Source organism: Clostridium thermopalmarium DSM 5974, assembly GCF_002995795.1.
Classification (GTDB): Bacteria; Bacillota; Clostridia; order Clostridiales; family Clostridiaceae; genus Clostridium_H; species Clostridium_H thermopalmarium.
Map to the genome: position 1 here is coordinate 135,532 of NZ_PVXN01000053.1, position 26,840 is coordinate 162,371.

At 31.0% G+C, this 26,840-nt stretch carries 24 protein-coding genes, 1 tRNA gene and 1 riboswitch; of the genes, 17 read left to right on the plus strand and 8 right to left on the minus strand.

What is annotated here, in order from left to right:
• Nucleotides 1-204 precede the first annotated feature (204 nt).
• The 6 genes from recD2 to prfB all read left to right on the plus strand — a co-directional run bounded on the left by recD2 (nucleotide 205) and on the right by prfB (nucleotide 8,826).
• Nucleotides 205-2,454: an SF1B family DNA helicase RecD2 gene (recD2, locus tag CPAL_RS09730; protein ID WP_061857983.1), complete on the plus strand. Its 2,250-nt coding sequence runs from the start codon at nucleotides 205-207 to the stop codon at nucleotides 2,452-2,454.
• Nucleotides 2,455-2,456: 2 nt separating this feature from the next.
• Nucleotides 2,457-3,482: a hypothetical protein gene (locus CPAL_RS09735; RefSeq protein WP_061857982.1), complete on the plus strand. Its 1,026-nt coding sequence runs from the start codon at nucleotides 2,457-2,459 to the stop codon at nucleotides 3,480-3,482.
• 20 nt (nucleotides 3,483-3,502) lie between these two features.
• The gene (locus CPAL_RS09740; protein WP_242862617.1) at nucleotides 3,503-4,132 is read left to right on the plus strand and encodes a ComF family protein; all 630 of its coding nucleotides are present in this window, start codon (nucleotides 3,503-3,505) and stop codon (nucleotides 4,130-4,132) included.
• 257 nt (nucleotides 4,133-4,389) lie between these two features.
• A complete protein-coding gene (hpf, locus tag CPAL_RS09745) occupies nucleotides 4,390-4,923 on the plus strand; it encodes a ribosome hibernation-promoting factor, HPF/YfiA family (RefSeq protein ID WP_061857980.1) in 534 nt (177 codons plus the stop codon).
• 211 nt (nucleotides 4,924-5,134) lie between these two features.
• Nucleotides 5,135-7,639 (plus strand): preprotein translocase subunit SecA, encoded by a 2,505-nt coding sequence (secA, locus tag CPAL_RS09750; RefSeq protein ID WP_061857979.1) that lies wholly within the window; start codon nucleotides 5,135-5,137, stop codon nucleotides 7,637-7,639.
• Nucleotides 7,640-7,721: 82 nt separating this feature from the next.
• A protein-coding gene (gene prfB, locus CPAL_RS09755; RefSeq protein WP_106024502.1) for a peptide chain release factor 2 occupies nucleotides 7,722-8,826 on the plus strand; the annotation gives its coding sequence in 2 pieces (ribosomal slippage) (nucleotides 7,722-7,799 and nucleotides 7,801-8,826; 1,104 coding nt in all).
• 57 nt (nucleotides 8,827-8,883) lie between these two features.
• Here the strand turns inward: prfB and CPAL_RS09760 are convergent.
• Nucleotides 8,884-9,264: a hypothetical protein gene (locus CPAL_RS09760; RefSeq protein ID WP_061857978.1), complete on the minus strand. Its 381-nt coding sequence runs from the start codon at nucleotides 9,262-9,264 to the stop codon at nucleotides 8,884-8,886.
• A gap of 240 nt (nucleotides 9,265-9,504) precedes the next feature.
• On the opposite strand from CPAL_RS09760, the gene CPAL_RS09765 reads away from it, so the two are divergent.
• From CPAL_RS09765 to CPAL_RS09795, 7 genes are all read left to right on the plus strand, one after another.
• Nucleotides 9,505-9,708, plus strand: coding sequence for a DUF1657 domain-containing protein (locus CPAL_RS09765; protein WP_061857977.1), 204 nt, complete (start codon nucleotides 9,505-9,507; stop codon nucleotides 9,706-9,708).
• Between the two features lie 140 nt (nucleotides 9,709-9,848).
• Complete coding sequence (locus CPAL_RS09770; protein ID WP_061857976.1) at nucleotides 9,849-10,535, plus strand: Crp/Fnr family transcriptional regulator; 687 nt, start codon at nucleotides 9,849-9,851, stop codon at nucleotides 10,533-10,535.
• 115 nt (nucleotides 10,536-10,650) lie between these two features.
• Nucleotides 10,651-11,418, plus strand: a complete 768-nt coding sequence (locus CPAL_RS09775; RefSeq protein WP_106024503.1) for a formate/nitrite transporter family protein — start codon at nucleotides 10,651-10,653, stop codon at nucleotides 11,416-11,418.
• A 15-nt stretch (nucleotides 11,419-11,433) separates the two neighbouring features.
• Nucleotides 11,434-12,432 (plus strand): anaerobic sulfite reductase subunit AsrA, encoded by a 999-nt coding sequence (gene asrA / locus CPAL_RS09780; protein WP_106024504.1) that lies wholly within the window; start codon nucleotides 11,434-11,436, stop codon nucleotides 12,430-12,432.
• A complete protein-coding gene (gene asrB / locus CPAL_RS09785) occupies nucleotides 12,433-13,224 on the plus strand; it encodes an anaerobic sulfite reductase subunit AsrB (RefSeq protein WP_061857973.1) in 792 nt (263 codons plus the stop codon). It begins immediately after the preceding gene.
• An 11-nt stretch (nucleotides 13,225-13,235) separates the two neighbouring features.
• On the plus strand, nucleotides 13,236-14,198 hold the full coding sequence (gene asrC / locus CPAL_RS09790) for a sulfite reductase subunit C (RefSeq protein ID WP_106024505.1): 963 nt from the start codon (nucleotides 13,236-13,238) through the stop codon (nucleotides 14,196-14,198).
• Between the two features lie 344 nt (nucleotides 14,199-14,542).
• Nucleotides 14,543-15,742 carry an anaerobic nitric oxide reductase flavorubredoxin gene (locus CPAL_RS09795; protein WP_061857971.1) on the plus strand — a complete coding sequence of 400 codons (1,200 nt, stop codon included), beginning with the start codon at nucleotides 14,543-14,545 and terminating at the stop codon, nucleotides 15,740-15,742.
• A gap of 106 nt (nucleotides 15,743-15,848) precedes the next feature.
• Here the strand turns inward: CPAL_RS09795 and CPAL_RS09800 are convergent, their stop codons facing one another.
• On the minus strand, nucleotides 15,849-16,547 hold the full coding sequence (locus tag CPAL_RS09800; protein WP_106024506.1) for a nitrite/sulfite reductase domain-containing protein: 699 nt from the start codon (nucleotides 16,545-16,547) through the stop codon (nucleotides 15,849-15,851).
• Nucleotides 16,548-16,755: 208 nt separating this feature from the next.
• On the opposite strand from CPAL_RS09800, the gene CPAL_RS09805 reads away from it, so the two are divergent.
• Nucleotides 16,756-17,445 carry a YjjG family noncanonical pyrimidine nucleotidase gene (locus tag CPAL_RS09805; protein WP_106024507.1) on the plus strand — a complete coding sequence of 230 codons (690 nt, stop codon included), beginning with the start codon at nucleotides 16,756-16,758 and terminating at the stop codon, nucleotides 17,443-17,445.
• Nucleotides 17,446-17,539: 94 nt separating this feature from the next.
• Here CPAL_RS09805 and CPAL_RS09810 read toward each other — a convergent pair whose 3' ends face one another.
• Entirely contained in the window at nucleotides 17,540-18,904 is a 1,365-nt protein-coding gene (locus CPAL_RS09810) for a M28 family metallopeptidase (RefSeq protein ID WP_061857968.1), read from the minus strand.
• Nucleotides 18,905-19,083: 179 nt separating this feature from the next.
• On the opposite strand from CPAL_RS09810, the gene CPAL_RS09815 reads away from it, so the two are divergent.
• The gene (locus CPAL_RS09815; protein ID WP_106024508.1) at nucleotides 19,084-21,240 is read left to right on the plus strand and encodes a Tex family protein; all 2,157 of its coding nucleotides are present in this window, start codon (nucleotides 19,084-19,086) and stop codon (nucleotides 21,238-21,240) included.
• Between the two features lie 103 nt (nucleotides 21,241-21,343).
• Nucleotides 21,344-21,467, plus strand: a riboswitch (FMN riboswitch).
• Between the two features lie 109 nt (nucleotides 21,468-21,576).
• Nucleotides 21,577-22,197 carry an ECF transporter S component gene (locus CPAL_RS09820; RefSeq protein ID WP_061857966.1) on the plus strand — a complete coding sequence of 207 codons (621 nt, stop codon included), beginning with the start codon at nucleotides 21,577-21,579 and terminating at the stop codon, nucleotides 22,195-22,197.
• 44 nt (nucleotides 22,198-22,241) lie between these two features.
• Here CPAL_RS09820 and rimI read toward each other — a convergent pair whose 3' ends face one another.
• The 4 genes from rimI to CPAL_RS09840 all read right to left on the minus strand — a co-directional run bounded on the left by rimI (nucleotide 22,242) and on the right by CPAL_RS09840 (nucleotide 25,203).
• Nucleotides 22,242-22,688 (minus strand): ribosomal protein S18-alanine N-acetyltransferase, encoded by a 447-nt coding sequence (gene rimI, locus CPAL_RS09825; protein WP_061857965.1) that lies wholly within the window; start codon nucleotides 22,686-22,688, stop codon nucleotides 22,242-22,244.
• Complete coding sequence (gene tsaB / locus CPAL_RS09830) at nucleotides 22,681-23,397, minus strand: tRNA (adenosine(37)-N6)-threonylcarbamoyltransferase complex dimerization subunit type 1 TsaB (protein WP_061857964.1); 717 nt, start codon at nucleotides 23,395-23,397, stop codon at nucleotides 22,681-22,683. The genes rimI and tsaB overlap by 8 nt, the downstream gene beginning before the upstream one ends.
• Nucleotides 23,394-23,852 carry a tRNA (adenosine(37)-N6)-threonylcarbamoyltransferase complex ATPase subunit type 1 TsaE gene (gene tsaE / locus CPAL_RS09835; RefSeq protein WP_061857963.1) on the minus strand — a complete coding sequence of 153 codons (459 nt, stop codon included), beginning with the start codon at nucleotides 23,850-23,852 and terminating at the stop codon, nucleotides 23,394-23,396. Before tsaE ends, tsaB begins: the two co-directional genes overlap by 4 nt.
• Nucleotides 23,853-23,973: 121 nt before the next feature.
• A complete protein-coding gene (locus tag CPAL_RS09840; RefSeq protein WP_061857962.1) occupies nucleotides 23,974-25,203 on the minus strand; it encodes an HD-GYP domain-containing protein in 1,230 nt (409 codons plus the stop codon).
• 210 nt (nucleotides 25,204-25,413) lie between these two features.
• On the opposite strand from CPAL_RS09840, the gene CPAL_RS09845 reads away from it, so the two are divergent.
• Nucleotides 25,414-25,489: transfer RNA gene (locus CPAL_RS09845), tRNA-Trp, on the plus strand.
• A 188-nt stretch (nucleotides 25,490-25,677) separates the two neighbouring features.
• Here the strand turns inward: CPAL_RS09845 and CPAL_RS09850 are convergent.
• Nucleotides 25,678-26,796 carry a tyrosine-type recombinase/integrase gene (locus CPAL_RS09850; RefSeq protein WP_106024509.1) on the minus strand — a complete coding sequence of 373 codons (1,119 nt, stop codon included), beginning with the start codon at nucleotides 26,794-26,796 and terminating at the stop codon, nucleotides 25,678-25,680.
• Nucleotides 26,797-26,840: the final 44 nt, after the last annotated feature.

A 26,840-nucleotide genomic window follows, 5' to 3' on the forward strand; every position in this document is an offset into this window, starting at 1 on the left:
AATGCTAATTACGGCATTAGCTTTTAAGTTTTTTGGTAATATTAGATGTAGTAGCTAATTAGGGTTTATTGATATAAATTTGTGGAAAAAATAATAAATATGTTAGAATAATTGTAAATAATGCGATTTATATTCTATAATTGTATTAAGAAAATATACGGAAGTTGAGCTTTATTTGATAAGAGAAGTTTTAGGAGAGATTTTATGACTGAAATACAAGGAAAGGTAGAAGATATAGTATTTAAAAATGAAGATAATGGATATGTTGTAGCTCATATAAAAGATAAAAAACGAAAAATTACTATAACTGGATGTATGCCTTTTATACTAGAAGGGCAGAATTTAAAAGTACAGGGAGAATGGGTTAAACATCCTCATTTTGGACAACAGTTCAAGGTGACATCTTGTGAGGAAATAGTACCCAATTCTTTAGAAGGAATAGAAAAATATCTATCCTCTGGAATCATTTCTGGTATAGGACCTGTAACCGCAAAAAAAATTGTAGAGCATTTTGGAGAAAAGACCTTAGAAATATTAGATGAAGATATTGAAAGATTAAAAGAAATAGAAGGAATAGGAAATAAAAAAGTAGAAACTATTGCTAAGTCTTATTCTAAGCAAAGAGAAATAAGAAATATAATGGTATTTCTTCAGACATATGGAGTTACTGTAAAGCAATGTGTAAAGATTCATAAAAAATATGGAGTTAATTCAATTAAAGTAGTAAAAGAAAATCCCTATACTCTTACGGATGATATATCGGGAATTGGATTTAAAACAGCAGATAAAATAGCCAGAAGCTTAGGAATAGAAAGTAATTCGCCATTTAGAATTCAGTGTGGAATAAGATATATAGTAAATCAATTTTGTAGTATGGGAAATACTTATATGCCGCTAGAAAAGTTATTAAAGGAATGTAAGGATATGCTTATGGTATCAGAAGATGAAATATTAAGCAGTATACAAGAATCTGTGCTTAATGGAAAGTTAAAAGTAGAAAAAATAGAAAATGAAGAGGCTGTTTTTACAATGCCTTATTATTATTGTGAGTTATCTGTTACAAGTAAAATTTTAACCCTTAGCATTAGCAACTATGATAATATCAAAATAGATGTTGAAAGTGAGATTGAAAAGTTTGAAAAAGATAATAATATAAAATTTGCTCCAACTCAGATAGAAGCTATAAAAGGTGCTTTTACAAATGGAATAGAAATAATAACAGGGGGACCAGGTACAGGAAAGACCACTATAATAAAATGTATAACAGAAATATTTGAAAATGCCTCTATGACTGTATTTATGGCAGCACCTACGGGAAGGGCAGCAAAACGAATGAGTGAAGCCACAGGAAGAGAGGCTAAGACTATTCATAGACTACTAGAAATGGGTTTTAGCGATGATGAAGATACAGAATTTTTAAGAAGCGAGGAGTCTCCGCTCCAATGTGATGTACTTATCATAGATGAAGCATCTATGATAGATATTTTACTTATGAATAATCTACTAAAAGCAATATCTGTGGGAACAAGGCTTATAATAGTAGGGGATGCAGACCAACTTCCTTCTGTAGGACCAGGAAATGTATTAAGGGATTTAATTGAGAGTAAGTGTGTAAAGGTGGTAAGATTAAAGGATATATTTAGACAGGCAGAAGAAAGTATGATTGTAGTAAATGCTCATAAGATAAATAATGGAGAAATGCCAATTCTAAATAAAAAGAATAAGGATTTCTACTTCTTAAATTGTGAAGAACAGGAAAAGATATTAGATACTTTAGTAGAACTTATAAATGAGAGACTTCCAAAGTTTAATAAAAATTGGAACAGTTTTAAGGATATTCAGATATTATCTCCTATGAGAAAAGGAATTCTTGGTATAGAGAACTTAAATAAAAGACTTCAACATATATTAAATCCAAATGACAAAAATAAAAGTGAGAAAGAGTTTAAAGATACCATCTTTAGGCTTGGAGATAAAGTTATGCAGACTAAAAATAATTATAATCTAAAATGGACCAGAATAGATGGTGATGGAGAACCGGAAGGACTTGGAGTGTTTAATGGAGATATAGGATATATATGTGAAGTAGATGAAGATAAGGTATCCGTTATTTTTGATGAGGAAAGAAAGGTTGTTTATGATAACATATATTTAGATGAACTTGAACTTGCTTATGCCATGACAGTACATAAAAGCCAAGGTAGTGAATTTCCTGTAGTTATCATGCCTATGTTCATGGGACCACCTCTTTTGATGAATAGAAACTTATTTTACACTGGTATTACAAGAGCAAAACAAATGGTAGTTTTGGTTGGATTGCGTAAAGCCATTAGCTTTATGATTAGTAACAATAGAAGTTTTGAAAGATATTCGGCATTAAAGTGGAGAATATTGAATATATTAGAGGGTGATGTTGTTAATCATGAGGACTTATTTCAAGGGGATGAGGGATAGATATGTATTCGAAAAATATAAATCCTGCCTTGGTAGAAAAGAAAGTAAGAAGAGAAATTGCTCAATGGTGTTTAGGAAGAGAGAAAATCTTGAATATAGTATCTCCGCCCTATAATTTAATGAAGATTTTTTCTTACGCTATAATAAATAGTGTAAATCTAAATAAAAAGATCCTTTATATTACAAATGAAGATGCAAGTAATGTCCATATAATAAATGATATGAAAAAAGAATATGGGTTTAAAAAGTATACTTATTATAAAGAGAATAGTAAATATAATGACAGCCTTCTTGTTATTTCAAAACACGATATGCTTCAGAACATCAAAGATAAATTCGATTTAGTTATCTACGATGACATAAAAAGCTTTTCTTTTCATAGTAAGAAAGAAATTGCTGAAGCTTCGAAAAACATGTGTAAGAAAGATGGAAAGATAATAGGTTATTCCGTAGAAAGAATTTTTGATAGGAATAGTAGAGAAATAATTTTGCCTGTAAGAGGAAATGCTATCCCTTTAGTAGAGCCTAAATTTATATCAACTAGGATAGATATTAACAAAGATATACCTTATGTAGTCTATGAATATATAGAGTGGTCTATAAATTCAAATCGTAAAGTTATTGTGTATGTTCCAGATGAAGTCAAGGTAGAAAACGTTCATGAATACTTATCTAAGTATTGCAAAAAGTTCAGCAAAGGAACTTTCCCATTTATCAGGAACAAAAGTGAAAAAAGAGTATTATATAATTTTGTAAAAATGAAAAAAGGTATAGTAATTACAAATCATTTCAATGATGTGCATTTTGATTTGAGGAATATTAATGTTATGGTGTTTTTTGCAGATAACAAATATTTTGATTATAAAAAGTTAGTATATCTTTGTGGAAAGGTGGGCAGAAGCGAAAGCAGCCATAATGGCGAGGTTATATTTTTAGGAAATTATGAAACGGAAGATATGGATAAGGCTAAAAGTATAACCAGGCGTTTTAATAAAGAAGCATGGGACATGAACTTATTAAGGATATAAAATATTTCTTTGGGTGTTTTTTGGATTTGATATATAATCCTGAAGAATGTATGGTATGTGGGGAATATGTAAAAAATGGAGGTTTACTATGCGCAAAATGTAGTTCGGAAATAAGAATATGTAATAAATTTTTTAAAATTACAAGGCAGAATTATAGTATACCTTGTTACAGTTCTTTTTATTATTCTGGACTTGGAAAAGAATTAATAGCAAGGCTAAAGTATAGAAGTGATTTTAGGGCTGGAGATGTAATAACAGAATATATGTTAAATACAATTAAAATCCATAAGGTGAATTTTGATATAGTCACTTATGTTCCTTGTAGTAAATCTGCCTTGAAAAAAAGAGGATATAATCAAAGTCAATATTTAGCTAAAAAAATTGCCCATAAGACAAACAGTAGAGTAGTTGAATTCTTGAAGAAATTTAAAGATACTAAGGATCAAATAGGATTAAACGGAGAAGAAAGGTGGAAAAATTTAGAGGGGGCCTTTGAAGTTACAAATGAAAATAAAATAAATAATAAAAATATATTATTAGTAGATGATGTTATAACTACAGGTGCTACAGCCTTTTATTGTTCAACACTTATGATTGAGAAAGGGGCATCTAATGTATACATATTAACAGGTGCAAAGAGCAGTATATAAATATCTTTCAAGTGGGATAATAAATAATTTCCCTAAATTTTATTATATCACAAATAAAATAAATTATCCTCATTAAACTAAATGGCTAAATAAGAAGTATATAAAGAAAGGATGTATATAAATAGCGTAAATTGATTTAATTTTCTGTAAATTACTTAATATAATGCTTGTTATAACTAAGAATAAGTAATACAATATAATAAAAAAATAATACTAAACAAATTTTCATAAGCATATACAAGAAAGGGGCTGACTTTATGAACATAACAGTAAGCGGCAAAAATATTGTGGTAACAGATGGATTGAGGGAGGCAGTAGAACGAAAAATATCTAAATTAGAAAAATATTTTAGTCCCAATATAGAAGCACATGTAACTTTAAGTGTTCAAAAAAATAGACAAATAGTTGAAGTTACAATACCAGTTAATGGAGTTATATTAAGAGCAGAAGAGGCTAATGAAGATATGTATGCAGCTATAGATTTAGTGTTAGAAAAACTAGAAAGACAAATAAGAAAACAAAAAACTAAATTACAAAGAAGAAAGTATGGAGATAGCTTAAGATTCCAGTTTATACCTGAGTATGTTCCTGATGATGAGGATGATATAGAATCTAAAATAGTAAGAACAAAAAGATTTGCAATAAAGCCAATGAGTCATGAAGAGGCGGTTCTTCAAATGGAGCTTTTAGGACATAGCTTCTTTGTATATAAAAATGCAAATACAGATGAAGTTAATGTGTTATATAAAAGAAAAGATGGCCAATATGGACTTATAGAACCAGAATTTTAAGAAAAGGAGGATTTTCCTCCTTTTTCATTTGTTAATAAATATTAATATGTTTCTAAATAAAATTATCTATAGCATAGTATGAGTCATGAGAAGAATTTATATAGACATTATATGTGAAAAATTATTTACATAGCATAATGTTGAACCAGGTTAAATTAGGTGTTATAATCAATAAGTATAGTAAAAATACGATTAGTGAGGATGAAGATAAATGGGATTATTTGATAAAATATTCGGTACATATAGTGATAGGGAGCTAAAAAAGATTATTCCGATAGTTAATAAAGTTATGTCTTATGAAAAAGACTTTGAAAAGTTAAGTGATGAGGAATTAAGAAATAAAACTTTTGAGTTTAAGGAAATGCTAAAGAATGGCAAGACCTTAGATGATATACTTCCTGAAGCTTTTGCAGTTGTAAGAGAGGCTTCTTCTAGGGTGCTTGGAATGAAGCATTTTAGAGAACAGATTATGGGAGGAATAGTTCTTCACCAAGGAAGAATTGCAGAAATGAAAACTGGAGAAGGTAAAACTTTAGTTGCTACTCTTCCAGCTTATCTAAATGCTTTACCTGGCGAAGGAGTTCATGTAGTTACTGTAAATGATTATCTTGCAAAAAGAGACAGAGATCAAATGGGTCAATTATATGGATTTTTAGGCCTTACTACTGGAGTTATAATTCACGATTTAGATAATAATCAAAGACGTGAAGCATATAATGCAGATATAACATATGGAACAAATAATGAATTTGGATTCGATTATTTAAGAGACAATATGGTTATATATAAAGAAGAAAGAGTTCAGAGAAAGTTGAATTTCTGTATAGTCGACGAAGTTGACTCTATATTAATTGATGAGGCTAGAACTCCTCTTATAATCTCTGGTGAAGGAGAAAAATCTACAGACTTTTATAGAGTAGCAGATTTTTTTGCTAAGTCTTTAAAAGAAGAAGATTATACAGTAGATGAGAAGACTAATTCTGTTATTCTAACTCAATCTGGTATAGAAAAGGCAGAAAAGTTCTTTCATATAGAAAACTATGCTGATGCAGAAAATATGAATATTCAACACCATGTAGTTCAAGCGTTGAAGGCTAATTACAGTATGAAACGTGATAGAGATTATATGGTTAAAGATGACGAAGTCATAATTGTTGATGAGTTTACAGGAAGACTTATGGAGGGTAGAAGATATAGTGATGGTCTTCACCAGGCTATAGAAGCTAAAGAAGGAGTTAAGATTCAAAAAGAATCAAAAACTCTTGCAACTATAACATTCCAAAATTATTTTAGAATGTATTCTAAACTTTCAGGTATGACAGGTACGGCTCAAACAGAAGAAAATGAATTTAGAGAGATTTATGGATTAGATGTAATAGTTATACCTACACATAAACCTATAGCAAGAATAGATGCTCCAGATGTGGTATATAAATCTGAAAAAGCTAAATTTAAAGCTATAGTTAAGGAAATAGAGGAAACTTACAAGACAGGACAGCCAGTTCTTGTAGGTACAGTAAGTATAGAAAAGTCTGAGCTTCTTTCAGATATGTTAAAGAGAAGAGGAATTCCACATAGAGTTCTTAATGCTAAATATCATGAGCAGGAGGCTGAAATAGTATCTCATGCTGGTGAAAGAGGCATGGTAACTATAGCTACAAACATGGCAGGCCGTGGTACTGATATTAAGCTTGGAGAAGGAGTAGCAGAGTTAGGTGGACTTAAAGTAATAGGTACTGAAAGACATGAATCAAGACGTATAGACAATCAGCTAAGAGGACGTTCTGGTCGTCAAGGAGACCCTGGTTTTTCAAGATTCTATGTATCATTGGAAGATGATTTAATGAGAATATTTGGGTCAGAAAGACTTCAAGGGATTGTTGAAAAGTTAGGGCTAAGCGATGAAGATGCTATAGAAAGTAAGATGGTTTCCAGTGCAATAGAAAATGCTCAAAAGAAAGTTGAAGGAAATAACTTTGATATAAGAAAGAATGTACTACAATATGATGACGTTATGAATCAACAAAGAGAGGTTATTTACAAGCAAAGAGCACAAGTTCTAGAGGGAGAATCTCTAAAGGAAGATATTCAAGAAATGATAAAAAGTGTTATATTTAGTGCTGTAGATTCTCATATGACAGGACTTGATGAAAATCTTGAAGATGACATCGCAAAGCTTATTGCATATTTAGAAGATATATATCTACCAAAGGGAAAAGTAACTGTAGATGAACTTAAAGTAATGTCTGATGATGAGATAAAGGAAAAACTTTTATCTATAGCTCAACAAATGTATGACGAAAAAGAAGAAGCTATTGGTTCAGAGCAGATGAGAGAGATAGAAAGAGTTATTCTTTTAAGAGTTGTTGATACTAAGTGGATGGATCATATTGATAATATGGATCACTTAAGACAAGGTATGGGACTTAGAGCTTATAGACAACAAGACCCTGTTCAGGCATATCAATTTGAAGGTAGTGAAATGTTTGATGAGATGATTAACAGTATAAAGGTTGATACTGTTAAATACCTATTCCATGTCCAAGTTGAAAAAGCTCCGGAAAGAGAAAGAGTAGCTAAAGAAACTTCAACAAATATGAGCGGAGATGATTCACTTAAAAAGAAGCCAGTAAAGAGAGCAGAAGAAAAGATAGGAAGAAATGACCCTTGCCCATGTGGAAGTGGGAAAAAATATAAAAATTGCTGTGGAAGATAAATCAAACTAAAAAATCCAGCTTTGCTGGATTTTTTATAAATAGAGAACATAAACTATATTTAAGTTAAGAGAGGGTGATTTTATGATAATTCAGCTAGAAGAACTTAAGGCAAAAGTTGCTGAATTAAAGATAAGCTTAGATGAAGTGGGGGCTTCTCTTTGACATAGCTTTAATAGAAAAAAGAGTTTCAGAACTTGAAAATCAAATGCAAGAGCCTAATTTTTGGGGCGATATAAATAGAGCTCAAGAGGTAACTCAAGAGGCTAAAGGATTGAAAGATAAGTTAGATAAGTATGTTAATACTAAATCAAGGTTAGAGGATTTAGAACTTTTTATAGAAATGAGCATTGATGAAGAAGATGAATCATCCATAGATGAGATTAAAAAAGAAGTAAGAGAAATACAGGACATAATAGAAAACTTTAAGATTCAGGTCCTTCTTTCTGGAGAATATGATAGAAATAATGCTATACTAAGTTTACACTCAGGAGCAGGTGGAACTGATGCACAAGACTGGACTCAAATGCTGCTTAGGATGTATACAAGATGGGCTGAGAAAAAGGGATTTAAAGTTGAAACCCTAGACCTAATTCCTGGAGATGAAGCTGGAATTAAAAGTGTAAGTTTAAAAGTAACTGGAGAATTTGCATATGGATATTTAAAGTCAGAAAAAGGAATACATCGATTGGTTAGAATTTCTCCATTTAATGCTAATGGTAAAAGGCAGACATCTTTTGCTTCTGTAGAAGTTCTTCCGGAGCTCACAGAAAGCCAGGACATAGAAATAAGACCTGAAGATTTAAGGATAGATACTTATCGTTCAGGTGGAGCTGGAGGACAACATGTTAATAAAACTGATTCTGCTGTAAGAATAACTCACCTTCCAACAGGAATAGTTGTTCAAAGCCAAGGAGAAAGAAGCCAGTTTCAAAATAAGGATACCGCTATGAATATGCTAAAATCAAAGTTAGTAGAACTTAAAGAAAGAATGCATAAGGAAAAAATAGAAGATCTTGCAGGGGACTTAAAAGATATAGGATGGGGAAGTCAAATAAGATCCTATGTATTTCAACCTTATACCATGGTAAAAGATCATAGGACTAATGCAGAAATTGGAAATATAAATTCTGTAATGGATGGAGAGATTGATTTATTTATAATAGAATTTCTGAAGTGGGATAATTAATGAGGGAGTTTTAGATGAATGATAAATTTTACATTCATTTAAAACTCTCTTTTTAGTTTAGCAATTTCCAGAGCATGTGTTTGTTTCAGATTCTTCTTGTGAGCAATTGTCGTATTCAGGCTGTTGTGAATTACATTCATCTCTATTGTAAGAGTATCTAGCAAAAGTGTACACAATTTGTCCACAACAATCACTATCTAAAGTTACTGTATTAATTAATTTGTATCCAAGGTTAAGAAGTCTTTCTATGGCTTGTGTACAACTAGATCCTCTCTGTATTCTTCTATCAGAACAACATTCTACTATAACACAGTCATTATCGAAGTCAGAGTTATTATAATCACAGTTACAGTCATTCCAGCTGCTTAAAGGTTCATATCCCCAAGAGCCTGTATTAACTCTGCAAACTAAAGTTATAACATCCACGTTTTTTCTCATTTTTTAGTAACCCTCCTTCTAATCTGTAGATAAAATGAGAGATTAGTAAAAATAGCTTGTCTCAATACCATATTATGCTTTGGAAAATAAGACGTTACAAATATAATAAAATACTTATTATTTATAAAATAATTTTCCTTATAAGGGGGTTATTACATAAATGAGCTACTTATATTATGATTCAAATAGGACAAACTAGTTATTGTTGAATCAATTAAAATATTAAAGGAGGAATTTTAAATGCCTACAGGAAATAAGTTAGAGCAAGCATTAGCTAGTGCCAAGGGACTAGCAGCGCAATTAAAAACATTTGAATTAGATACCGATAACCAAGAGGCCAAGCAAATGTTTAAGCAATTAGCTACAGATGTTGATAATGTAGCACAAGCAATTCAAGGAAGATTAGATTTTGTAAAACAAGAAGAACCTCAATATAGGGGATAAGATTAAATAATTAAACTCCTCTGTTTATTAAACTTAATAAACAGAGGAGTTAATTTATTTAATATTGAAATGTGAAATATAGTTCAGTTATAATAATTACATAAAATTTATTATAAGGTACCAAAGAAAGGAATTAAGGGATGATTAAAGTAACGGGGAAAGATTTATTAGGTATCCCAATGTTTTCGAAGTTACAAAAGTCAACTCTACAAGAGTTAGAGAGGATTGGATATAAACTGAACTTAAAGAAAGGTGAAAAGCTTTTTTTAGAGAGAGATAATGTAGATAACATATATGTAGTTTTAAAAGGAAAAGTGACTATGTATAGAAGCAATCAAGAAGGTCAAAAAAAAGTAATATATATTTTGGACGAAGGTCAGTTTATAAATGAAGTAATTCTTGATAGAAAATCAGCTTCTATAAGTTGTGAGGCTTTTGAGCCTTCAGAAATAATATCTTTTCAAAGGGAAGAGCTTTTAAATGTAATGGAAAAGGATTTCGATTTAACAAAGCAAATGTTGGATATGATGGCTAAAAAAATAAGAAGATTATATAGGCAATTAAAAAATACAGTCCCTATAAAAATGGATAGAAAGGTAGCAGCTAAGTTGTGGAAACTTTCACGAGATTATGGGGTGGAAGTAGAAGATGGAACTTTAATAAACTTAAAGATAACTATAACCTATTTAGCAGATATGCTAGGCTCTCCAAGGGAAACTATATCAAGGGCGGTAAAGGTTTTAGAAGAAAAGGGCATGGTAAAATATAGAGATAGAAAAATGATAGTGAACACAGAAAAGTTAGCTAAATATTACAGAGAACTATAGTTTTACAAAAAAAGTATGTGATTTTTATAACAAGTATGTGATAAAAATCACATACCTTTTTTTTGTTATAATTTATCATTAAATTATAACAATTATCTGAAAGGAGAACCATGAAATGTTTAGTGAAACAATTAACAAAATTTCAGATGCTGCGCAGGGTAAAAGAAATTTATTAGAAAAGGGGAAAAGCAAATACCTGTTTTCATCAGCTTTAGCAGGTATGTACGTTGGATTTGGAATATTACTTATATTTACTATTGGAGGATTATTATCAAAAGCTCAATCCCCTTCAACAAAAATAGTAATGGGGCTTTCTTTTGCTATAGCTTTAAGTCTTGTGCTTATGGCTGGGGCTGAGCTGTTTACAGGAAATAATATGATAATGTCTATAGGAGCTCTTCAAAAAAGGACTTCATGGAAAGATGCATGGAAGATTTGGACTTACAGTTATATAGGAAACTTAATTGGTTCTGTGATATTAGCTGGAATATTCGTTCTAAGTGGACTTGCATCTGACTCTACAGCAGAGTTTATACTAAAAACCTCAGCTGCAAAAATGTCAGCACCATTTATTCAGCTTTTTATGAGAGGAATCTTATGTAATATACTTGTTTGTCTTGCAGTATGGTGTTCTTTTAAGTTAAAAGAAGAAACAGCAAAGATTATTATGATTTTCTTATGCTTATTTGCTTTTATAACTTCAGGTTTTGAACACAGCATAGCAAATATGACATTGCTATCAGTAGGCTTAATGATACCTCACACTGCGGCAGTAAGCTTAGGAGGATTTGTATATAATTTAGTTGCAGTAACTTTGGGAAATATGCTTGGAGGAATTTTTTTCGTTGGGTTTGCTTATTGGTTTATATCAAAGGATAAATAGAAAGGTGGTAGAGCTATGGGTATAAAATTAAGTGTTGAAAAATTTGATAAATGTATAAAAGAACTGCAAAAAAATTATAAAATATATGCTCCAGTTTTAATGGAAGGAAAGGGAACTTTCTCGGATACAGATACAGTTAGATACGCGGAAATAAACAGCATTACAGATATAGAATTTCAAAAAAAGGCTAACTTCTCAGCTAAAGAAGTCTTACTTCCAATAACTGAAACTTTATTTTATTTTACAGAAGATGAATATATTGAGCCTAAAAAAGAAGAAAAAGGTGTTTTAATATTCTTAAGAAGCTGTGACATTCATGCAGTAAAAAGAATAGATGAGATTTATTTAAGAAATGGTTTTGAGGACCCATATTACAAAGCTAGACGTGAAAAGGTTAAATTTGTTCTTATGGGATGTGAAAATAGCTTTGAAAACTGCTTTTGTGTAAGTATGGGAAGCAATACAACAGATGAGTATGATATGTATGTAAAACTTCAAGATGAAAATGTATTTATGGACATAAAAAGTGATGAATTTCAAGTTATATTTGAAGGAGAAACCTCAGATGTAACTCCAGACTTTGTAGAGTCAAATGAAGTGAAAGTAAATGTACCAGAAAATATAGATATAAGAATTTTTAAATCAAAAATGTGGAAAGAGTATTCCGAGAGGTGCATAGCTTGCGGAAGATGTAATTTCGTCTGTCCAACGTGTACATGCTTTACTATGCAGGATATATTCTATAAGGATAATCCAAAGAACGGTGAGAGAAGAAGAGTATGGGCCTCATGTCAAGTAGATGGATACACAACTATGGCTGGTGGACACGGTTTCCGTCAAGATAAAGGTGACAGAATGAGATTTAAAGTAATGCATAAGGTTTATGACTTTAAAAAGAGAAACGGATATCATATGTGTGTAGGATGTGGAAGATGTGATGATGCTTGTCCAGAATATATTTCTTTTTCAAATTGTGTGAACAAATTAAATGATGCTATGAAAGAGGTGGAATAAATGAATAATATATACATGCCTATAAAATCTAAAATATTGAGCATAACTCCTCATACAGATATTGAATATACTTTTAGAATGGAATACAAGGGGGAGGCAAAGCCAGGTCAATTCTTTGAGGTTTCTATACCAAAGTATGGTGAAGCTCCTATTTCAATATGCGGAATTGGTGATGGATATATTGATTTAACTATAAGAAGAGTAGGTAAGGTAACAGATGTTATTCATACATTCTTTGAAGGAGATACTTTATTCTTAAGAGGACCTTATGGAAACGGATTTGATGTTACTTCATATGAAGGTAAGGAAATAATAGTTGCAGCTGGTGGAACAGGACTTGCTCCCGTTAAGGGAATAGTAGATTATTTTGTAGAGAATCCAGAAAAAGCGAAAAGTTTTAAGCTGCTTACAGGATTTAAATCTCCAAAGGATGTATTATTTAAAGAAGATATAAAAAAATGGGAAAAGACTATTGATGTTACTTTAACAGTAGATAAGGCTGATGAAGGTTATGAAGGCAATGTAGGCTTAATAACTAAGTATGTTGATAGCTTGCCAATAGAAAATCCTGATGAAGCACAATTAGTGATAGTAGGACCTCCTATAATGATGAAGTTCACTATACCAGAGTTTATAAAAAGAGGAATCAAAGAAGAAAATATTACTGTTTCATATGAAAGAAAGATGTGCTGCGGAGTAGGCAAGTGTGGGCATTGTAAGGTAGATGACACATATATTTGTTTAGACGGACCTGTATTCAACTATACTAAGGCTAAGAATTTAATAGATTAGGGGGGAGCAGCATGAGTTTAGATATAAATACTAAAGCTTTAAAGAAAAATGCTTTTAGAGTCACAAAACACAGAGGAATAACTGCTCTAAGAGTTAGAGTTCCAGGTGGACACCTTCCAGTTAAGCATTTTGCGACAATACAAGAAATTGCTGATAAATACGGAAATGGAACTGTTCATATAACAACAAGACAGGGATTTGAGATTCCTGGAATAGATATGAAGTATATGAAGGAAGTTAATGAATTAATTCAACCCGTTATAGAAGGTTTAGAGATAAATCAGGAAGATCCTAATACAGGATATGCTGCATCAGGTACAAGAAATGTTGCAGCTTGTATAGGTAATAATGTATGTCCGTTTGCAAACTATAACACAACAGCCCTTGCAAGAAGAATAGAAAAAGCAATATTTCCTAATGATTATCATGTTAAGGTTGCAGTAACAGGTTGCCCTAATGACTGTATTAAAGCTAGAATGCACGATTTTGGAGTACTTGGAATGACACAACCTCAATATGATTCTTATAGATGTATAGGTTGTCAAGCTTGTGTAAATAACTGTAAAAAGAGAGCCACAGGAGCTTTAAGATTTGAAAACTACAAAGTAGTTAAAGATCATGAGAAGTGTATAGGCTGTGGTGAATGTGTAGGAAAATGCCCAACTGGAGCTTGGACAAGAAGTAAAGAAAAATACTATAAACTTGTTATAATGGGTAGAACAGGTAAGAAAAATCCGAGAATAGCTAAAGATTTTATAAAATGGATAGATGAAGATAGCATAATTAAAATAATATTAAACACTTATGACTATATCCATGAATATATAGACAAGGATGCTCCAGGCGGAAAAGAGCATATAGGATATATAGTTGATAGAACTGGTTTCCAGGAATTTAAGAAATGGGCTTTAAAGGATGTTAAGCTTCCAGAAATAGCAGAAGTTGCAGATAATATTTATTGGCATGAAAAATAGAAGGGACTAAGGGGGCAGGACACAACTTTTCTAAAAGTTGTGTCCTGCTCCCTTATTTTTTAAAACACCTCGATATATATTTTATAAAGATAGAATTCGTTTTATATGTTTGAGGTGGTAAAAAATTTGTATATAGATACACAGAAAAGGGAACAATAGACGAGGCAAGATTATTTCTTTAAAATAGAAAAATTTTTTCGCTTAGGATTATTTTATAGATATCACCATAATTTTATTTATAACCTAAGCTGCAGAAAATAAATTTTTAAATGCATAATAAAATATAAAAATTCAGCAAAAGTTAAAGAAAGGTGGAATATTTCATTTAAAAGGAGAGAATAGAGATGAGTTTCAAAATTAATGATAAAGTTACATGGGTAGGAAAAATAGATTGGGAACTTAGAAGATTCCATGGAGAGGAATATTCAACTCATAAAGGATCTTCCTATAATTCTTATTTAATACATGATGAAAAAACAGTGTTAATAGATACAGTATGGGCACCTTTTTCTAAGGAGTTTATTAAAAATTTAAAATCAGAAATTGATTTAAATAAAATCCATTATATAATTATGAATCATTCAGAGCCAGATCACAGCGGAGCCCTTCCAGAGTTAATGAAAGAGATACCAGATGTTCCAATCTACTGTACAAAGAATGGTGCTAAATTATTAAAAGGGCATTATCATGAAGATTGGAATTTTGTTGAAGTAAAAACTGGAGATACTCTAAACATTGGAAAAAATAAATTAGTATTTATAGAAGCTAAAATGCTTCATTGGCCAGATACAATGTTTACATACTTAACTGGAGAAAACATACTATTTAGTAATGATGCTTTCGGACAGCACTATGCTTCAGAGCTTATGTATAATGATCGTGTTGATAATTGTGAATTGTATTATGAAGCAATAAAGTATTATGCCAATATATTAACTCCATTTAGCCCTCTTGTTGAAAGAAAAATTAATGAAATACTTAAATTGAATTTACCAGTAGATATGATATGCCCTAGTCATGGAGTAATATGGAGGGATAATCCACTACAAATTGTTAATAAGTATTTAGAATGGGCAAAGGGCTATCAAGAAAATCAGATTACTATTATATACGATACTATGTGGAATGCTACAAGAAGAATGGCTGAAATGATTGGAGAAGGGATAAAGTCAGCTGATAATGATGTAAATATTAAAATATTTAACTCTTCAAAATCAGATAAAAATGATATCATAACTGAGGTGTTCAAGTCAAAAGCTATACTTGTTGGTTCATCTGTAATAAATAAAGGAATTCTATCATCTGTAGCAGGAATTTTAGAAATGATAAAAGGTCTTGGATTTAAGAATAAAAAGGCAGCTTCTTTTGGAAGTTATGGCTGGAGTGGAGAATGCACCAGAATAATCAATGAAGAGCTTCAAAAAGGTGGTTTTGAGATATTGAATGAAGGTATAAAAGAATTATGGTATCCCGGTGAAGAAGAAGAAAAGAGATGCAAAGCATTTGGAGAGGAATTTGCTAAAAGATTACAAGATATTAAGTAAAATTTAAAACAGATACAAATCGTTAATCACTAACCTCTAATCGCTAAAATATATTATAAATAGAATCACTGGCGACTAGAGATTAGAGATTAACGACTTCTAGAAGCTAGTCATTAGTTACTGGCTTTTGGTCAGTGATTGCTTTAAAACGGCTGAGAACGTCTTCTTTAAATTTTTTAAATCCTATTCTGTCAATAAACAATCCTAGCTTTTCTCCAAACTCCGCAGTTTCGTTGTAGTAATCCATTATAACTTTTACCATAGCAAAAGCTTCATCTTCATTTAACCCTTCAGCTACTATGTCAGGAAGTCTTGGATTAAAGCCAGCACTTCCACCAACAACTACAATGTATCCAGGTTTGTCTGCTATAATACCAATATCTTTGGCATTTATGCTTCCGCAGGCATTTTTACATCCAGCTACACCTATCTTAGTTCTATTGGGAGCTTTAGCACCATAATATTCTTTTTCAATCATCATACCTAATTTAAGAGAGTTTTGTTTAGCTCTTTTACAAAAGGCCGCAGGGCATATTTCTACATTTTTTACGGAATAAGTTGAAAGAACAGCAGGCTCCATTCCTAAGTCTTCCCAGGCTTTATTGACGTTTTCAGCTTTTAAACCAAGAATAGCAATTCTCTGACCTGATGTTATTTTTAGTGTACCCCCATATTTTTGTGCTACTTCTGCAATTTTTGTTAAGGTTTCCGGTGAAACAAATCCACCTGGTATTCTAGGGGTTATAGCATAGGTTCTTTCTTCACTTCTTACTTTTTGTAATGTTGCATATTTTGGTGAATCCATACATCAATTCTCCTTTGGAATATAAAATACTATTGCGTATCATAATTATACAATATGGTGAAGAAAAAATAAGTAACTTATGTTACAATCTGTGATAATAATCACAGAAAATTTTAAATAAGTTTTAACTAGTAGAAGAAATATAGTTATTGTCTTATAATTATATTTAATGTGAAAAATTGGAGTTTATATATTAAGGAGGTAATTGATGAAAAAGTATGAACTTATTATTTTTGATGCGGATGAAACTTTGTTAGACTTTGAAAGTGCAGAAAAATATGCTTTTGAAAAGGCGATGGAAGAGTTAGGCATAAATTATGATAAGGAATACCACCTAAAGGAGTATAGGAAGTTTAATAGACAAGTTTGGCATGAGCTTGAGGAAGGATTAATATCTCCTAATGAATTAAAATTAGAAAGGTTTAATAGATTGTTTAAGAAACTAGACCTTAAATTAGATCCAAAAGAGGCAAATGAGAAATATACAAATGCCTTATGTGAGGCATCTTTTTTATTGGATGGTGCTGAAGAGATATTACAAGCGCTTTCAGGAAAATACAAATTAGCTCTAATAACTAATGGATTATTAAAGGTTCAAAATGCTAGGATAAGGCAATCTAATATAGCAAAGTATTTTCACGTTATTGTTATATCAGAGGAAGCTGGGGTGGCTAAACCCAACCCTGGAATATTTAAGTATACCCTTGAAAAAATAGGACATAAAAATAAAGATACTGTTTTAATGGTAGGCGACAGTTTAAATTCTGATATTAAGGGTGGAGCTAATTTTGGTATAGATACCTGCTGGTTTAATCCAAAAGGTCTTAATGGAAAGTCTGGACTTCATCCAACCTATGAAATAAAAACTTTAGGAGAGCTTAAGAAGATATTACAATAAGCTCTTAACTTATAAAATAAATTGATAATTGACAATGAATTTAAAATTTTGGGAGAGATTAAATATATCATTGTCAATTATCAATTGTGCATTATCAATTAGAAAGATTATAATTCTTTTTTCTTTTTGAATAAATAAATGCTATAACAGTGGTTAGTATTACTAAGGATGATCCTATTAGAGTTTCTTTATAATATAGAATAAGAAGATTATTTCCAAAAGCATACTTTATTACTTCTCTTGATACCACATTAAAACACCTATCTATGGCAGTAGTGCTTATAAATTCTGGTTTATCCATAGGGGTGTGAATTCTGGATGTGTCATTGTCGCAAAAGGTTACAGCATCTATTTTATTTTCCCTAAAGGCTTTATGATCGCTATCACTTCCAAATTTATAATTAAAATAGATTTTTTCATCAGAGCAAGTATCTGATACTGACCTTAAAAATGCAGTTTTAGTAGTATCTTGAGGACCGCCTACTATACAAAGTGGAACTCCATTATCGCTTCCTATCATATCAAAATTAAAAACCTTGCTATTTTGAATATAATTTTTGTACTTCTTAACAAATTCTGTTGAACCGATACAACCAAATTCCTCGGCGTTGAATCCTACAAAAAGTATACTCCTTTTTGGCTGTCCTAAAGAACTTATATATTTTGCCATTTCAAGCATAAAAGAAGTACCTGAAGCATTATCTAGAGCACCCCTATATATGGTATTGTTAAGATCTGAGCCTAAATGATCAAAATGTGCTGAAAGTATAATAGGATCAGCAGCTTTATCTTTACCTTCTATATACCCCATAACATTATTAGCTAAAGCTTCTTTTGCAGTAAATGGAATAAAGCAATTAATGGTATATCCATCATCAATATACTTTTTTATATATTTAAGTGTAGGCTCTGTTACCATGATACACATGCTCCAGTGAGATGAATTTATAAAAGAACTTCTAAAATTTAATCCTTCTTTAGAAGGTATGTAGATTAAAAAATAGTCTAGGTTATCTTTAATTTGTATGACATTATCCTTGGAGTTTATTTGAGGATTATTTTTATTAAAACTAAATTTATTGCTTTTAAAATTTAACATATCCTCTTTATAGTCTTTACCATATTCAAATTTCCTTATAATATTTCCATCATCATCAGATACAGTTAAATATGGATTACCTTCTATCCTCTTTGGATACTGAACTTTAAAGGTTTGAGTATATTCTCCCATAAATGGCTTTAAGTTATTTTCTATGAACTTAAGCTTTATGTATTCCTCAACTTCCCTATTTTCCAGAGTACCAGTAAGTCTACCCTTGAAGTTATCAGAACATAAAAAATTTATTGTATTAAAAACCTCTTGAGAATTAAAGGGATGCACTGTGATATAAAATTTTAAGCTGATAAAAAAGACTATTAAAGAAATAGAGAAAAGAAAACTCACTATAATTTTTTTCATATTTAAACTCCTTATAAATTAATATATATATAGTTATGAATAGAAAAAATAATATATGATGAAAGATTGGACTTTTTAACATCATTAATGTAAAATTTGAAATGTGAAAATTACATATTTTTAAAGATATAAGTATTAACTTTTTAAAATACAGTTGGAAAATTTAGATGGAGGATACTATGAATAATATTAATGACAGATTAGCTAAAGAGTTTAACATAGGATTAAACCAAGTAAACAGTGTAGTACAACTTTTAGATGACGGTAATACTGTTCCTTTTATAGCAAGATATAGAAAGGAAAAAACAGGAGGCCTTGATGACATAGTTTTAAGAAGTCTTGCTGAAAGACTTGCCTATTTAAGAAATTTAGAAGAGAGAAAAGAAGATATAATAAGAATAATAACAGAACAGGGTAAAATTACAGAAGAATTAAAACTTCAGATAGAAAAAGCGGAAACTTTAACTGAAGTAGAGGATATATATAGACCTTTCAAGCCAAAGAAAAGAACAAGGGCTACTATTGCAGTAGATAAGGGCCTACAGCCTCTTGCAGATGCTATTTTAAGTGGAGAATTTAAAAGGGATATTGAGGAATATGCAAAAGAGTTTATAAATGAGGAAAAAGAAGTAATATCTGTGGAAGAAGTCTTAAGTGGAGCTAAGGATATAATTGCTGAAGTTATATCAGATGATGCTGAATACAGAAAGTGGATAAGAGAATTTGTTAGAAAGAATGGATTGATTGAATGCAGCGGAAGCAGCGAAGAGCCAACGCCTTATGAGATGTATTATAATTACTCAGAGGCTGTTTCAAAAATACCTTCACATAGAATACTTGCCATAAATAGAGGAGAAAAAGAAAAGATATTATCGGTTAAAGTTACAAGCGATATGGATAAAATAATAGAATATATAAATAAAAAAGTTGTTAAAGGTAATGAAATTACAGATAAATACATATTAGAAGCAGCAGAGGATTCTCTAAAGAGATTAATTTATCCTTCAATAGAAAGAGAGATAAGGTCAGAACTTACAGAAAAAGGAGAAGAAGGAGCAATAGAAGTATTTAAAGCTAATTTAAAAGCGCTTTTACTTCAAGCTCCTATAAAAGGAAAGGTCGTTCTTGGATATGACCCAGGATTTAGAACCGGATGTAAAATAGCCGTTTTAGATGATACAGGAAAGCTTTTAGATACAGCAACAGTTTATGCTACAGCACCACAGAATGATATAGAAGGTTCAATAAAAATATTAAAAGAATTAGTATATAAATATAATGTGGATGTAATATCCTTAGGAAATGGTACAGCAAGTAGGGAGTCAGAAGAAGTTTTAGCAAGACTCATTGATGAAGTAAAGAAGGAAAGTGGAAAGGAATTATTCTATGTGGTTGTATCTGAAGCAGGAGCATCAGTTTATTCAGCTTCAGAGCTTGCATCTAAGGAATATCCTGATATAAATGTATCTTTAAGGGGAGCAATATCTATAGGGCGCAGACTGCAAGATCCTATGGCAGAGCTTGTAAAGATTGATCCTAAATCTATAGGAGTAGGACAATATCAGCATGATGTAACTCCAAAAAGATTGGATGAATCTCTAAGAGGAGTAGTAGAAGATGCAGTAAATAGCGTTGGAGTTGATCTTAATATAGCAACCCCATCTTTGCTATCATATATATCTGGTATAAATTCAACTATTGCAAAAAACATTGTAGAATATAGAGAAGAAAATGGAAAGTTCAAAAATAGAAAGGAGCTCTTAAAGGTAAAGAGACTTGGACCCAAGGCTTATGAGCAATGTGCAGGATTTTTGAGAGTTCCTGAAAGTGAAGAAGTTTTAGACAATACTGCTGTTCATCCGGAATCTTATAAGGCGGCAAAGGAACTTTTAAAACTATTGAACTATTCAGAGGAAGATGTAAGAAAAGGTAGACTTTTAGATATAGATGATAAGGTTAAGGAAGTAGGAATAGAAACTTTAGCTGGAAAGTTAGAAATAGGAGTTCCTACTCTTCAAGATATAATAAAAGAGATTAAAAAGCCTGGACGTGACCCAAGAGAAGAGCTTCCAAAGCCAATATTTAAAAAAGGAATAGTTGATATAAATCAATTAGAACCGGGAATGCTATTAACAGGTACCGTAAGAAATGTGGCTGATTTTGGAGCATTTGTAGATATAGGAGTTCATCAAGATGGTCTTGTTCATATAAGCCAATTATCAGATAAATTTGTAAAGCATCCTCTTGATGTGGTTAAAGTAGGAGACATTGTAGAAGTACGAGTGCTAGAAGTTGATGAGAAGAGAGGGAGAATTTCTCTTACCATGAAGAAGTAAGGAATATACGAATCTTTTTTAGAAGTTTAAACGCTAAGTTAAAAACTTAACTTGATTTTTATAAGCGATATAGGTATAATGTAATCGTAACAATAAAATAATAAAATATCTTCAGGGCAGGGTGAAATTCCCGACCGGCGGTATAGTCCGCGACCCGTATAGTTTTATACGGCTGACTTGGTGGAATTCCAAGACCGACAGTAAAGTCTGGATGGAAGAAGGTAAAGGTAGAGTATGAATAAGTTTTTTTGCCCTGACGATTTTTAAAATTGTCAGGGATTTTTAATTTAACTTCTGCCAATACCCTTGAAGATACAAAAATAGGGGGGTATTTACATGAGACAAAAAGGATTAAACACAATCATTAAAATTTCATTATTATCAGTAATGGCATTTATACTTATGTTCTTTGAAATACCACTACCAATCTTTCCTAGTTTTTTAAAGATTGATTTGAGTGACTTGCCAGCTCTATTTGGTGCTTTTGCTTTAGGACCAGCAGCAGGAATTGGTATTGAATTACTAAAAAATATATTACACATAGTTTTTAAAGGTACTCAAACAGGATTTGTTGGTGAACTTGCTAACTTTGCTGTAGGCGCAACTTTAGCAGTAACAGCAGGAACTATATATAGAGCTAACAAATCAAAGAAAACTGCGATTCTAGGATTGGTGGTTGGTTCAATTGTAATGTCAGTAGTAGCAGCAGTATTAAACTATACAGTATTATTGCCTTTATATGCTAAGGTTTATAAGGCTCCAATAGATGCTTTTGTAGCTATGGGTGCAACTGTTAATCCTAATATAAAAACTGTAAAGGACTTAGTTATGTGGTCTATATTCCCATTTAACTTGTTAAAAGGAGTAGTAGTATCTGCAGTAACTGTGCCTTTATATAAGAGAGTATCGCCTATACTTCATAGTGAGGTTATAGAAGATAAAAGAAGAACAGCATAATATAAAAAGGAAGTTGTCATGACAACTTCCTTTTTATATATAATTTATAGTATGTTTCTCTTCCACATGATTATTGCATGAAGTCCTTCTCCGTAGTAATTTTTACGAAGTCCTTCTTCTGTGAAACCGTATTTTTTATAGAGATTTTGAGCAACTATATTATTTGATCTAACCTCAAGAGTAATAGAAGGAATTTTATGTTCTTTACAAATATCTATTATGGCATCCATTAATAGATTACTTGCACCTATTCCTCTATAATTAGGGTGAATAGCTATGTTTATTATATTAATCTCATCTAATATAATCCATAGGGCAGCAAAACCTATAACTTTGTTTTCTTTTTTTACCACAATATATTTCGAAAATTTATTTTTTATCTCATTTTTTAAGGAGTCCAAGCTCCAGAATGGAGTGAAACTTAAATTATATATATCTAAAACATCCTCTAAATCACATTCTTCTATTTCATGAACTACTAAATTATCCATCTACGCTAACCCCTGTTTTTTCTTCATATTCTCTTTCTGCTTGAGATTTTCTTATATAAATTGGAGAAAAGGTTAATAAATCATCTTCATGACCTTCTCTCAATTTAATAAGGCCTAATTCTCCTAAAGATGAGGCTCTAGCTAAATTAAGATGAGCGGGAGCGAAGATAACATTGTGGAAGTTTTCTTCTAATTTATCTTTAAATTTAGGTACAGCGTCTCCTATAAATGTTATGCTGCTAGGAGAGTTTTCTTTTATAATAGATATAAGCTCATCTATGTGAATAGCCATATAATCGGATACTCTCTTTAAATTGCCATCACTAAATGAGTACAGTGCAGTATATACGTTATCTCTTAGAGCATCTAAAATAGGACATATTAATCCAGAGGTATAAGCCAAATTAAAAGCAAGGGCATCTAATGAAGAAACTCCTATAAAAGGTTTATTATTGGCCTGAGCAAGACCTTTTGCTGTTGCCATACCTATTCTAAGGCCTGTAAAAGAACCAGGACCGCTGGACACTACAAAACCGTCTATATCATTAATATTTAGTTTTAGATTGTTTAATAAAGAATCGATTATGGGCATTAAAATAACAGAATGCTGTTTTTTATCATTTAATACAATCTCTCCAAGTAATTTTCCATCTTCAACAACAGCGCAGGTAGCACTGGCTGTAGAAGAATCTATACTGAGTACTTTCATATTTTAATCTCCTTTGCATATTCATATCTATTTCCGTAACATTTAATAGTTATTTTTCTATAGTTATCACCCATTTCAGGCATTTTTTCGATTATTATTGTTAAATGTTCTTGAGGAATCAACTCTTCAATATAATTTGCCCACTCAATGATGCTTACAGCATCGGAAAATATGTATTCATCAAAACCTATAGCTTCTATTTCATCAGGATCATTAACTCTATATACATCAAAATGATATAATTTATGCCTACCCTCATATTCATTTACTATACCAAAGGTAGGACTTGTTATATGGTCGTCTATTCCGAGACCCTTAGCAATCCCTTTTGTGATGTGGGTTTTCCCTGTTCCTAAATCTCCAATAAGACAAATGATATCTCCACTATTTGCTAACTTTCCTATTTGCATACCTATATCAATAGTTTTATCTACATTATCAACTATAAATTCCACAGTTATTCACTCCTAAATCGAAACTTTTTATATCATTAGTTATTGTATACTAAAACCTAGAAAAATAAAAGCATACAGAAACTCTATCTAATTGATTAAGATAGAGTTTTATAAATAACTGTTATAAAGCTTCTTTTAAATAAGATAAGGATTTATTACATATAAGATTAGATGAAGCCATATCATCCATTATAGCAAAGGCTTTATCTTTGCTTAGTCCTTTTCTATAAGGCCTGTCTTCAGTTAAAGCTTGATATATATCACAGACTGCCATAATTCTAGATTCTTCACTCAAATCTTTTGAGGATAATTTTCTAGGGTATCCTGTTCCATTTAATTTTTCGTGATGACTTGAAGCCCATTCGGTTATATCGTTTATTCCATCTATTTTACTCAATATCATTGAAGTGTAGTATACATGAGATTTTATTATAGAGAATTCTTCTTTAGTAAGGGGGCCATTTTTGTCTAGTATTTTAGATGGAATAGCTACCTTGCCTATATCATGGAGAAGACCTGCAATTCTCATTTTTTTGCACTTTTCATCAGAATATCCTAAGTGTTTTGATACATTAAAAGCTAAATCTGCAATTTCCTTAGAGTGAAGAGCTGTGAATTTGCTCTTTGAGTCAATTATATTTGAAAAAATAGATGCTATAGTTTCAAAGTGATCTAATCTCAAAGTTATATCTAAGCTAGGAGAAATTTCATCTAATATGGAATTCATAAAGCCTATGTTTTCAAGGTCAAACCAAAAAGTATCTGTAGAGGAAACTTTTAAAAAACAATCTACTATTTCTTTGGAAAATATAGTATCAGAATGAGAAATCACCCAATTAGTTATATGATTTTGCTGCTTATATGGTGGTATTTTCTCGTCGTATAATAATTCTACTAAGTCAGCAATTCGTATTATCTGACTTTCTACTGGAATTTCATCTTCCTTTATATTCATGGGGCCAGTCCCATTATAATTTTCATGATGATACAAAATTATTTCGGAAATTCCGTTTAAAATTGGAAAAGGCTTAATTATTTCACAACCTTTAATACAATGGTTTTTTATAAAATCACTGTGAGAATGGCTTGACTTTAAGCTATTAGCAGCTCCTATATCATGTAAAAGAGCACATAAGTATAAACGCATCATATTTTCTTTACTTAAATTGAGAGAACTTCCTATCTTTAAAGATATATAAGCAGTTCTATTAGAATGGTGAGTAAATTCATGGTTGGAGTAATTTACATTTGATACACTTTCTATTATATTTTTATCCTCTAAGGAACTTATCTCTATTAAATCAAGTGCTATAGACATAGCTCTTACAGTTTTGTCCAAACTTATTTCCATTATCATACCTCTTTCCTGTGCAATATAATATATCAGAATAATTTTAGCATGATATACCATAATTTTAAACGGATAATAAGCTTATGTTATAATGAATTATTGATTTTTTGTAGTTTTTAAATAATATAAGATAGATTTAAAGAACAATAAAAAATTGATAAAAAGGTATTGCATATTTAAAAAATACATGATACAATAGACTTCGTACGAAGGGGTATAGCTCAATTGGTAGAGTAGTGGTCTCCAAAACCATTGGTTGTGGGTTCGAGTCCTACTGCCCCTGCCAGATGTAAAGCCTGTGAATTAGTGGTTCACAGGCTTTTATTAAACAAATTTTTTATTTAGTGATTTTAGTGTTTTGGTTGTCTTTTGGTTGTCTAATCAAAACCATAATAAAATCACTATTTTTTATTCTTTTCTAAAATATCTAATTTTTTATTCGTATCTTTGTCTCCTAATAGAGCTCAGTTTTTTCTATAAAAAGTTTTCAGCTTTTGATACTTCATCTCTTTGCATATCTACATTAACATGACTATAAATGTCTAAAGTAAAACTAACAGTGCTATGCCCTAATCTTTCAGATATTATTTTGGGGCTAGTTCCTAACTTCAATAATAAGGTTGCATGAGTATGTCTTAAATCATGAAATCGTATTTTAGGTAAATTATACTTTTCTAATAGCTTAGGAAACTTTTGACTCACATAATGAGGATCCATAGGGCGACCATCTTCCCAACATAATACATAACCTAATTCCACTCCATATTTCAATCTACGTTCCATTGCCTCTTTTTTTAATTCTTTTAGAAATTTTATAGTGCTACTTAAAAGTGTTACTATGCGGCTTGAATTTTTAGTTTTTGGTTGTTTTAATATTAATTTACCGTTTACTCTTTGCAATGTTTTATTCACTTTAATAGTTCCATTTATTAAATCAACATCTTCCCATTGTAAAGCACATAATTCTCCTACTCTTAACCCAGTATGAACAGCTAAATAAGTAGGTTTATAAAGTATTTCGTCCTTATTTATGGTGTCTAGATAGAAGTTTATTTCATCGGGCTGCCAATATTTCATTTCAGTTTTTATAGCCTTAGGTGGACTAACTAAATCACAAGGGTTTACATTTATCAACTGCCATTGCTGTGCGTGTTTTAATGCTAAATGGAACATTCTATGAGTTTTTAAGACTGTATTACTTGAAATTTTCTTGTCATTCATCAAATCTTCATAAAATTTCTGGATTAACATAGGGTTTAACTTAGACAACTTGTATTGACCTAAATAACTATTTATGTCATTTACAAAAAATTCATATCTTTTATAGGTGCTTGGTTGGCAATGGTTTTTAGGATAGGTCTCCATCCAATAATTTAAATACTCATTAACTGTCATTTTATCATTTGATACTAATGTACCTTTTTCTAGTTGTGTAATCAATTCGGCTAGTGCAGCTTCGCAGTCCTTTTTCTTTTTAAAACCTCTCTTCCTTTTATACTTCTTCTTTCCATTTTCATCTACACCAACATATACTAAATAACTATATGTTGCCTTCCCATCTTTACCAACGTGTTTTTGTATGGTTCCTTTCATAAAAATCCCTTCTTTATAATTTATTTAAAACAGTATATTTCTTA

Bases quoted from the DNA above. Each gene is read 5' to 3' on its own strand.
- recD2 (WP_061857983.1), top strand. From the start codon at position 205: ATGACTGAAATACAAGGAAAGGTAGAAGATATAGTATTTAAAAATGAA.
- CPAL_RS09735 (WP_061857982.1), top strand. From the start codon at position 2,457: ATGTATTCGAAAAATATAAATCCTGCCTTGGTAGAAAAGAAAGTAAGA.
- hpf (WP_061857980.1), top strand. From the start codon at position 4,390: ATGAACATAACAGTAAGCGGCAAAAATATTGTGGTAACAGATGGATTG.
- secA (WP_061857979.1), top strand. From the start codon at position 5,135: ATGGGATTATTTGATAAAATATTCGGTACATATAGTGATAGGGAGCTA.
- CPAL_RS09760 (WP_061857978.1), bottom strand. From the start codon at position 9,264: ATGAGAAAAAACGTGGATGTTATAACTTTAGTTTGCAGAGTTAATACA.
- CPAL_RS09765 (WP_061857977.1), top strand. From the start codon at position 9,505: ATGCCTACAGGAAATAAGTTAGAGCAAGCATTAGCTAGTGCCAAGGGA.
- CPAL_RS09770 (WP_061857976.1), top strand. From the start codon at position 9,849: ATGATTAAAGTAACGGGGAAAGATTTATTAGGTATCCCAATGTTTTCG.
- CPAL_RS09775 (WP_106024503.1), top strand. From the start codon at position 10,651: ATGTTTAGTGAAACAATTAACAAAATTTCAGATGCTGCGCAGGGTAAA.
- asrA (WP_106024504.1), top strand. From the start codon at position 11,434: ATGGGTATAAAATTAAGTGTTGAAAAATTTGATAAATGTATAAAAGAA.
- asrB (WP_061857973.1), top strand. From the start codon at position 12,433: ATGAATAATATATACATGCCTATAAAATCTAAAATATTGAGCATAACT.
- asrC (WP_106024505.1), top strand. From the start codon at position 13,236: ATGAGTTTAGATATAAATACTAAAGCTTTAAAGAAAAATGCTTTTAGA.
- CPAL_RS09795 (WP_061857971.1), top strand. From the start codon at position 14,543: ATGAGTTTCAAAATTAATGATAAAGTTACATGGGTAGGAAAAATAGAT.
- CPAL_RS09800 (WP_106024506.1), bottom strand. From the start codon at position 16,547: ATGGATTCACCAAAATATGCAACATTACAAAAAGTAAGAAGTGAAGAA.
- CPAL_RS09805 (WP_106024507.1), top strand. From the start codon at position 16,756: ATGAAAAAGTATGAACTTATTATTTTTGATGCGGATGAAACTTTGTTA.
- CPAL_RS09810 (WP_061857968.1), bottom strand. From the start codon at position 18,904: ATGAAAAAAATTATAGTGAGTTTTCTTTTCTCTATTTCTTTAATAGTC.
- CPAL_RS09815 (WP_106024508.1), top strand. From the start codon at position 19,084: ATGAATAATATTAATGACAGATTAGCTAAAGAGTTTAACATAGGATTA.
- CPAL_RS09820 (WP_061857966.1), top strand. From the start codon at position 21,577: ATGAGACAAAAAGGATTAAACACAATCATTAAAATTTCATTATTATCA.
- rimI (WP_061857965.1), bottom strand. From the start codon at position 22,688: ATGGATAATTTAGTAGTTCATGAAATAGAAGAATGTGATTTAGAGGAT.
- tsaB (WP_061857964.1), bottom strand. From the start codon at position 23,397: ATGAAAGTACTCAGTATAGATTCTTCTACAGCCAGTGCTACCTGCGCT.
- CPAL_RS09840 (WP_061857962.1), bottom strand. From the start codon at position 25,203: ATGGAAATAAGTTTGGACAAAACTGTAAGAGCTATGTCTATAGCACTT.
- CPAL_RS09850 (WP_106024509.1), bottom strand. From the start codon at position 26,796: ATGAAAGGAACCATACAAAAACACGTTGGTAAAGATGGGAAGGCAACA.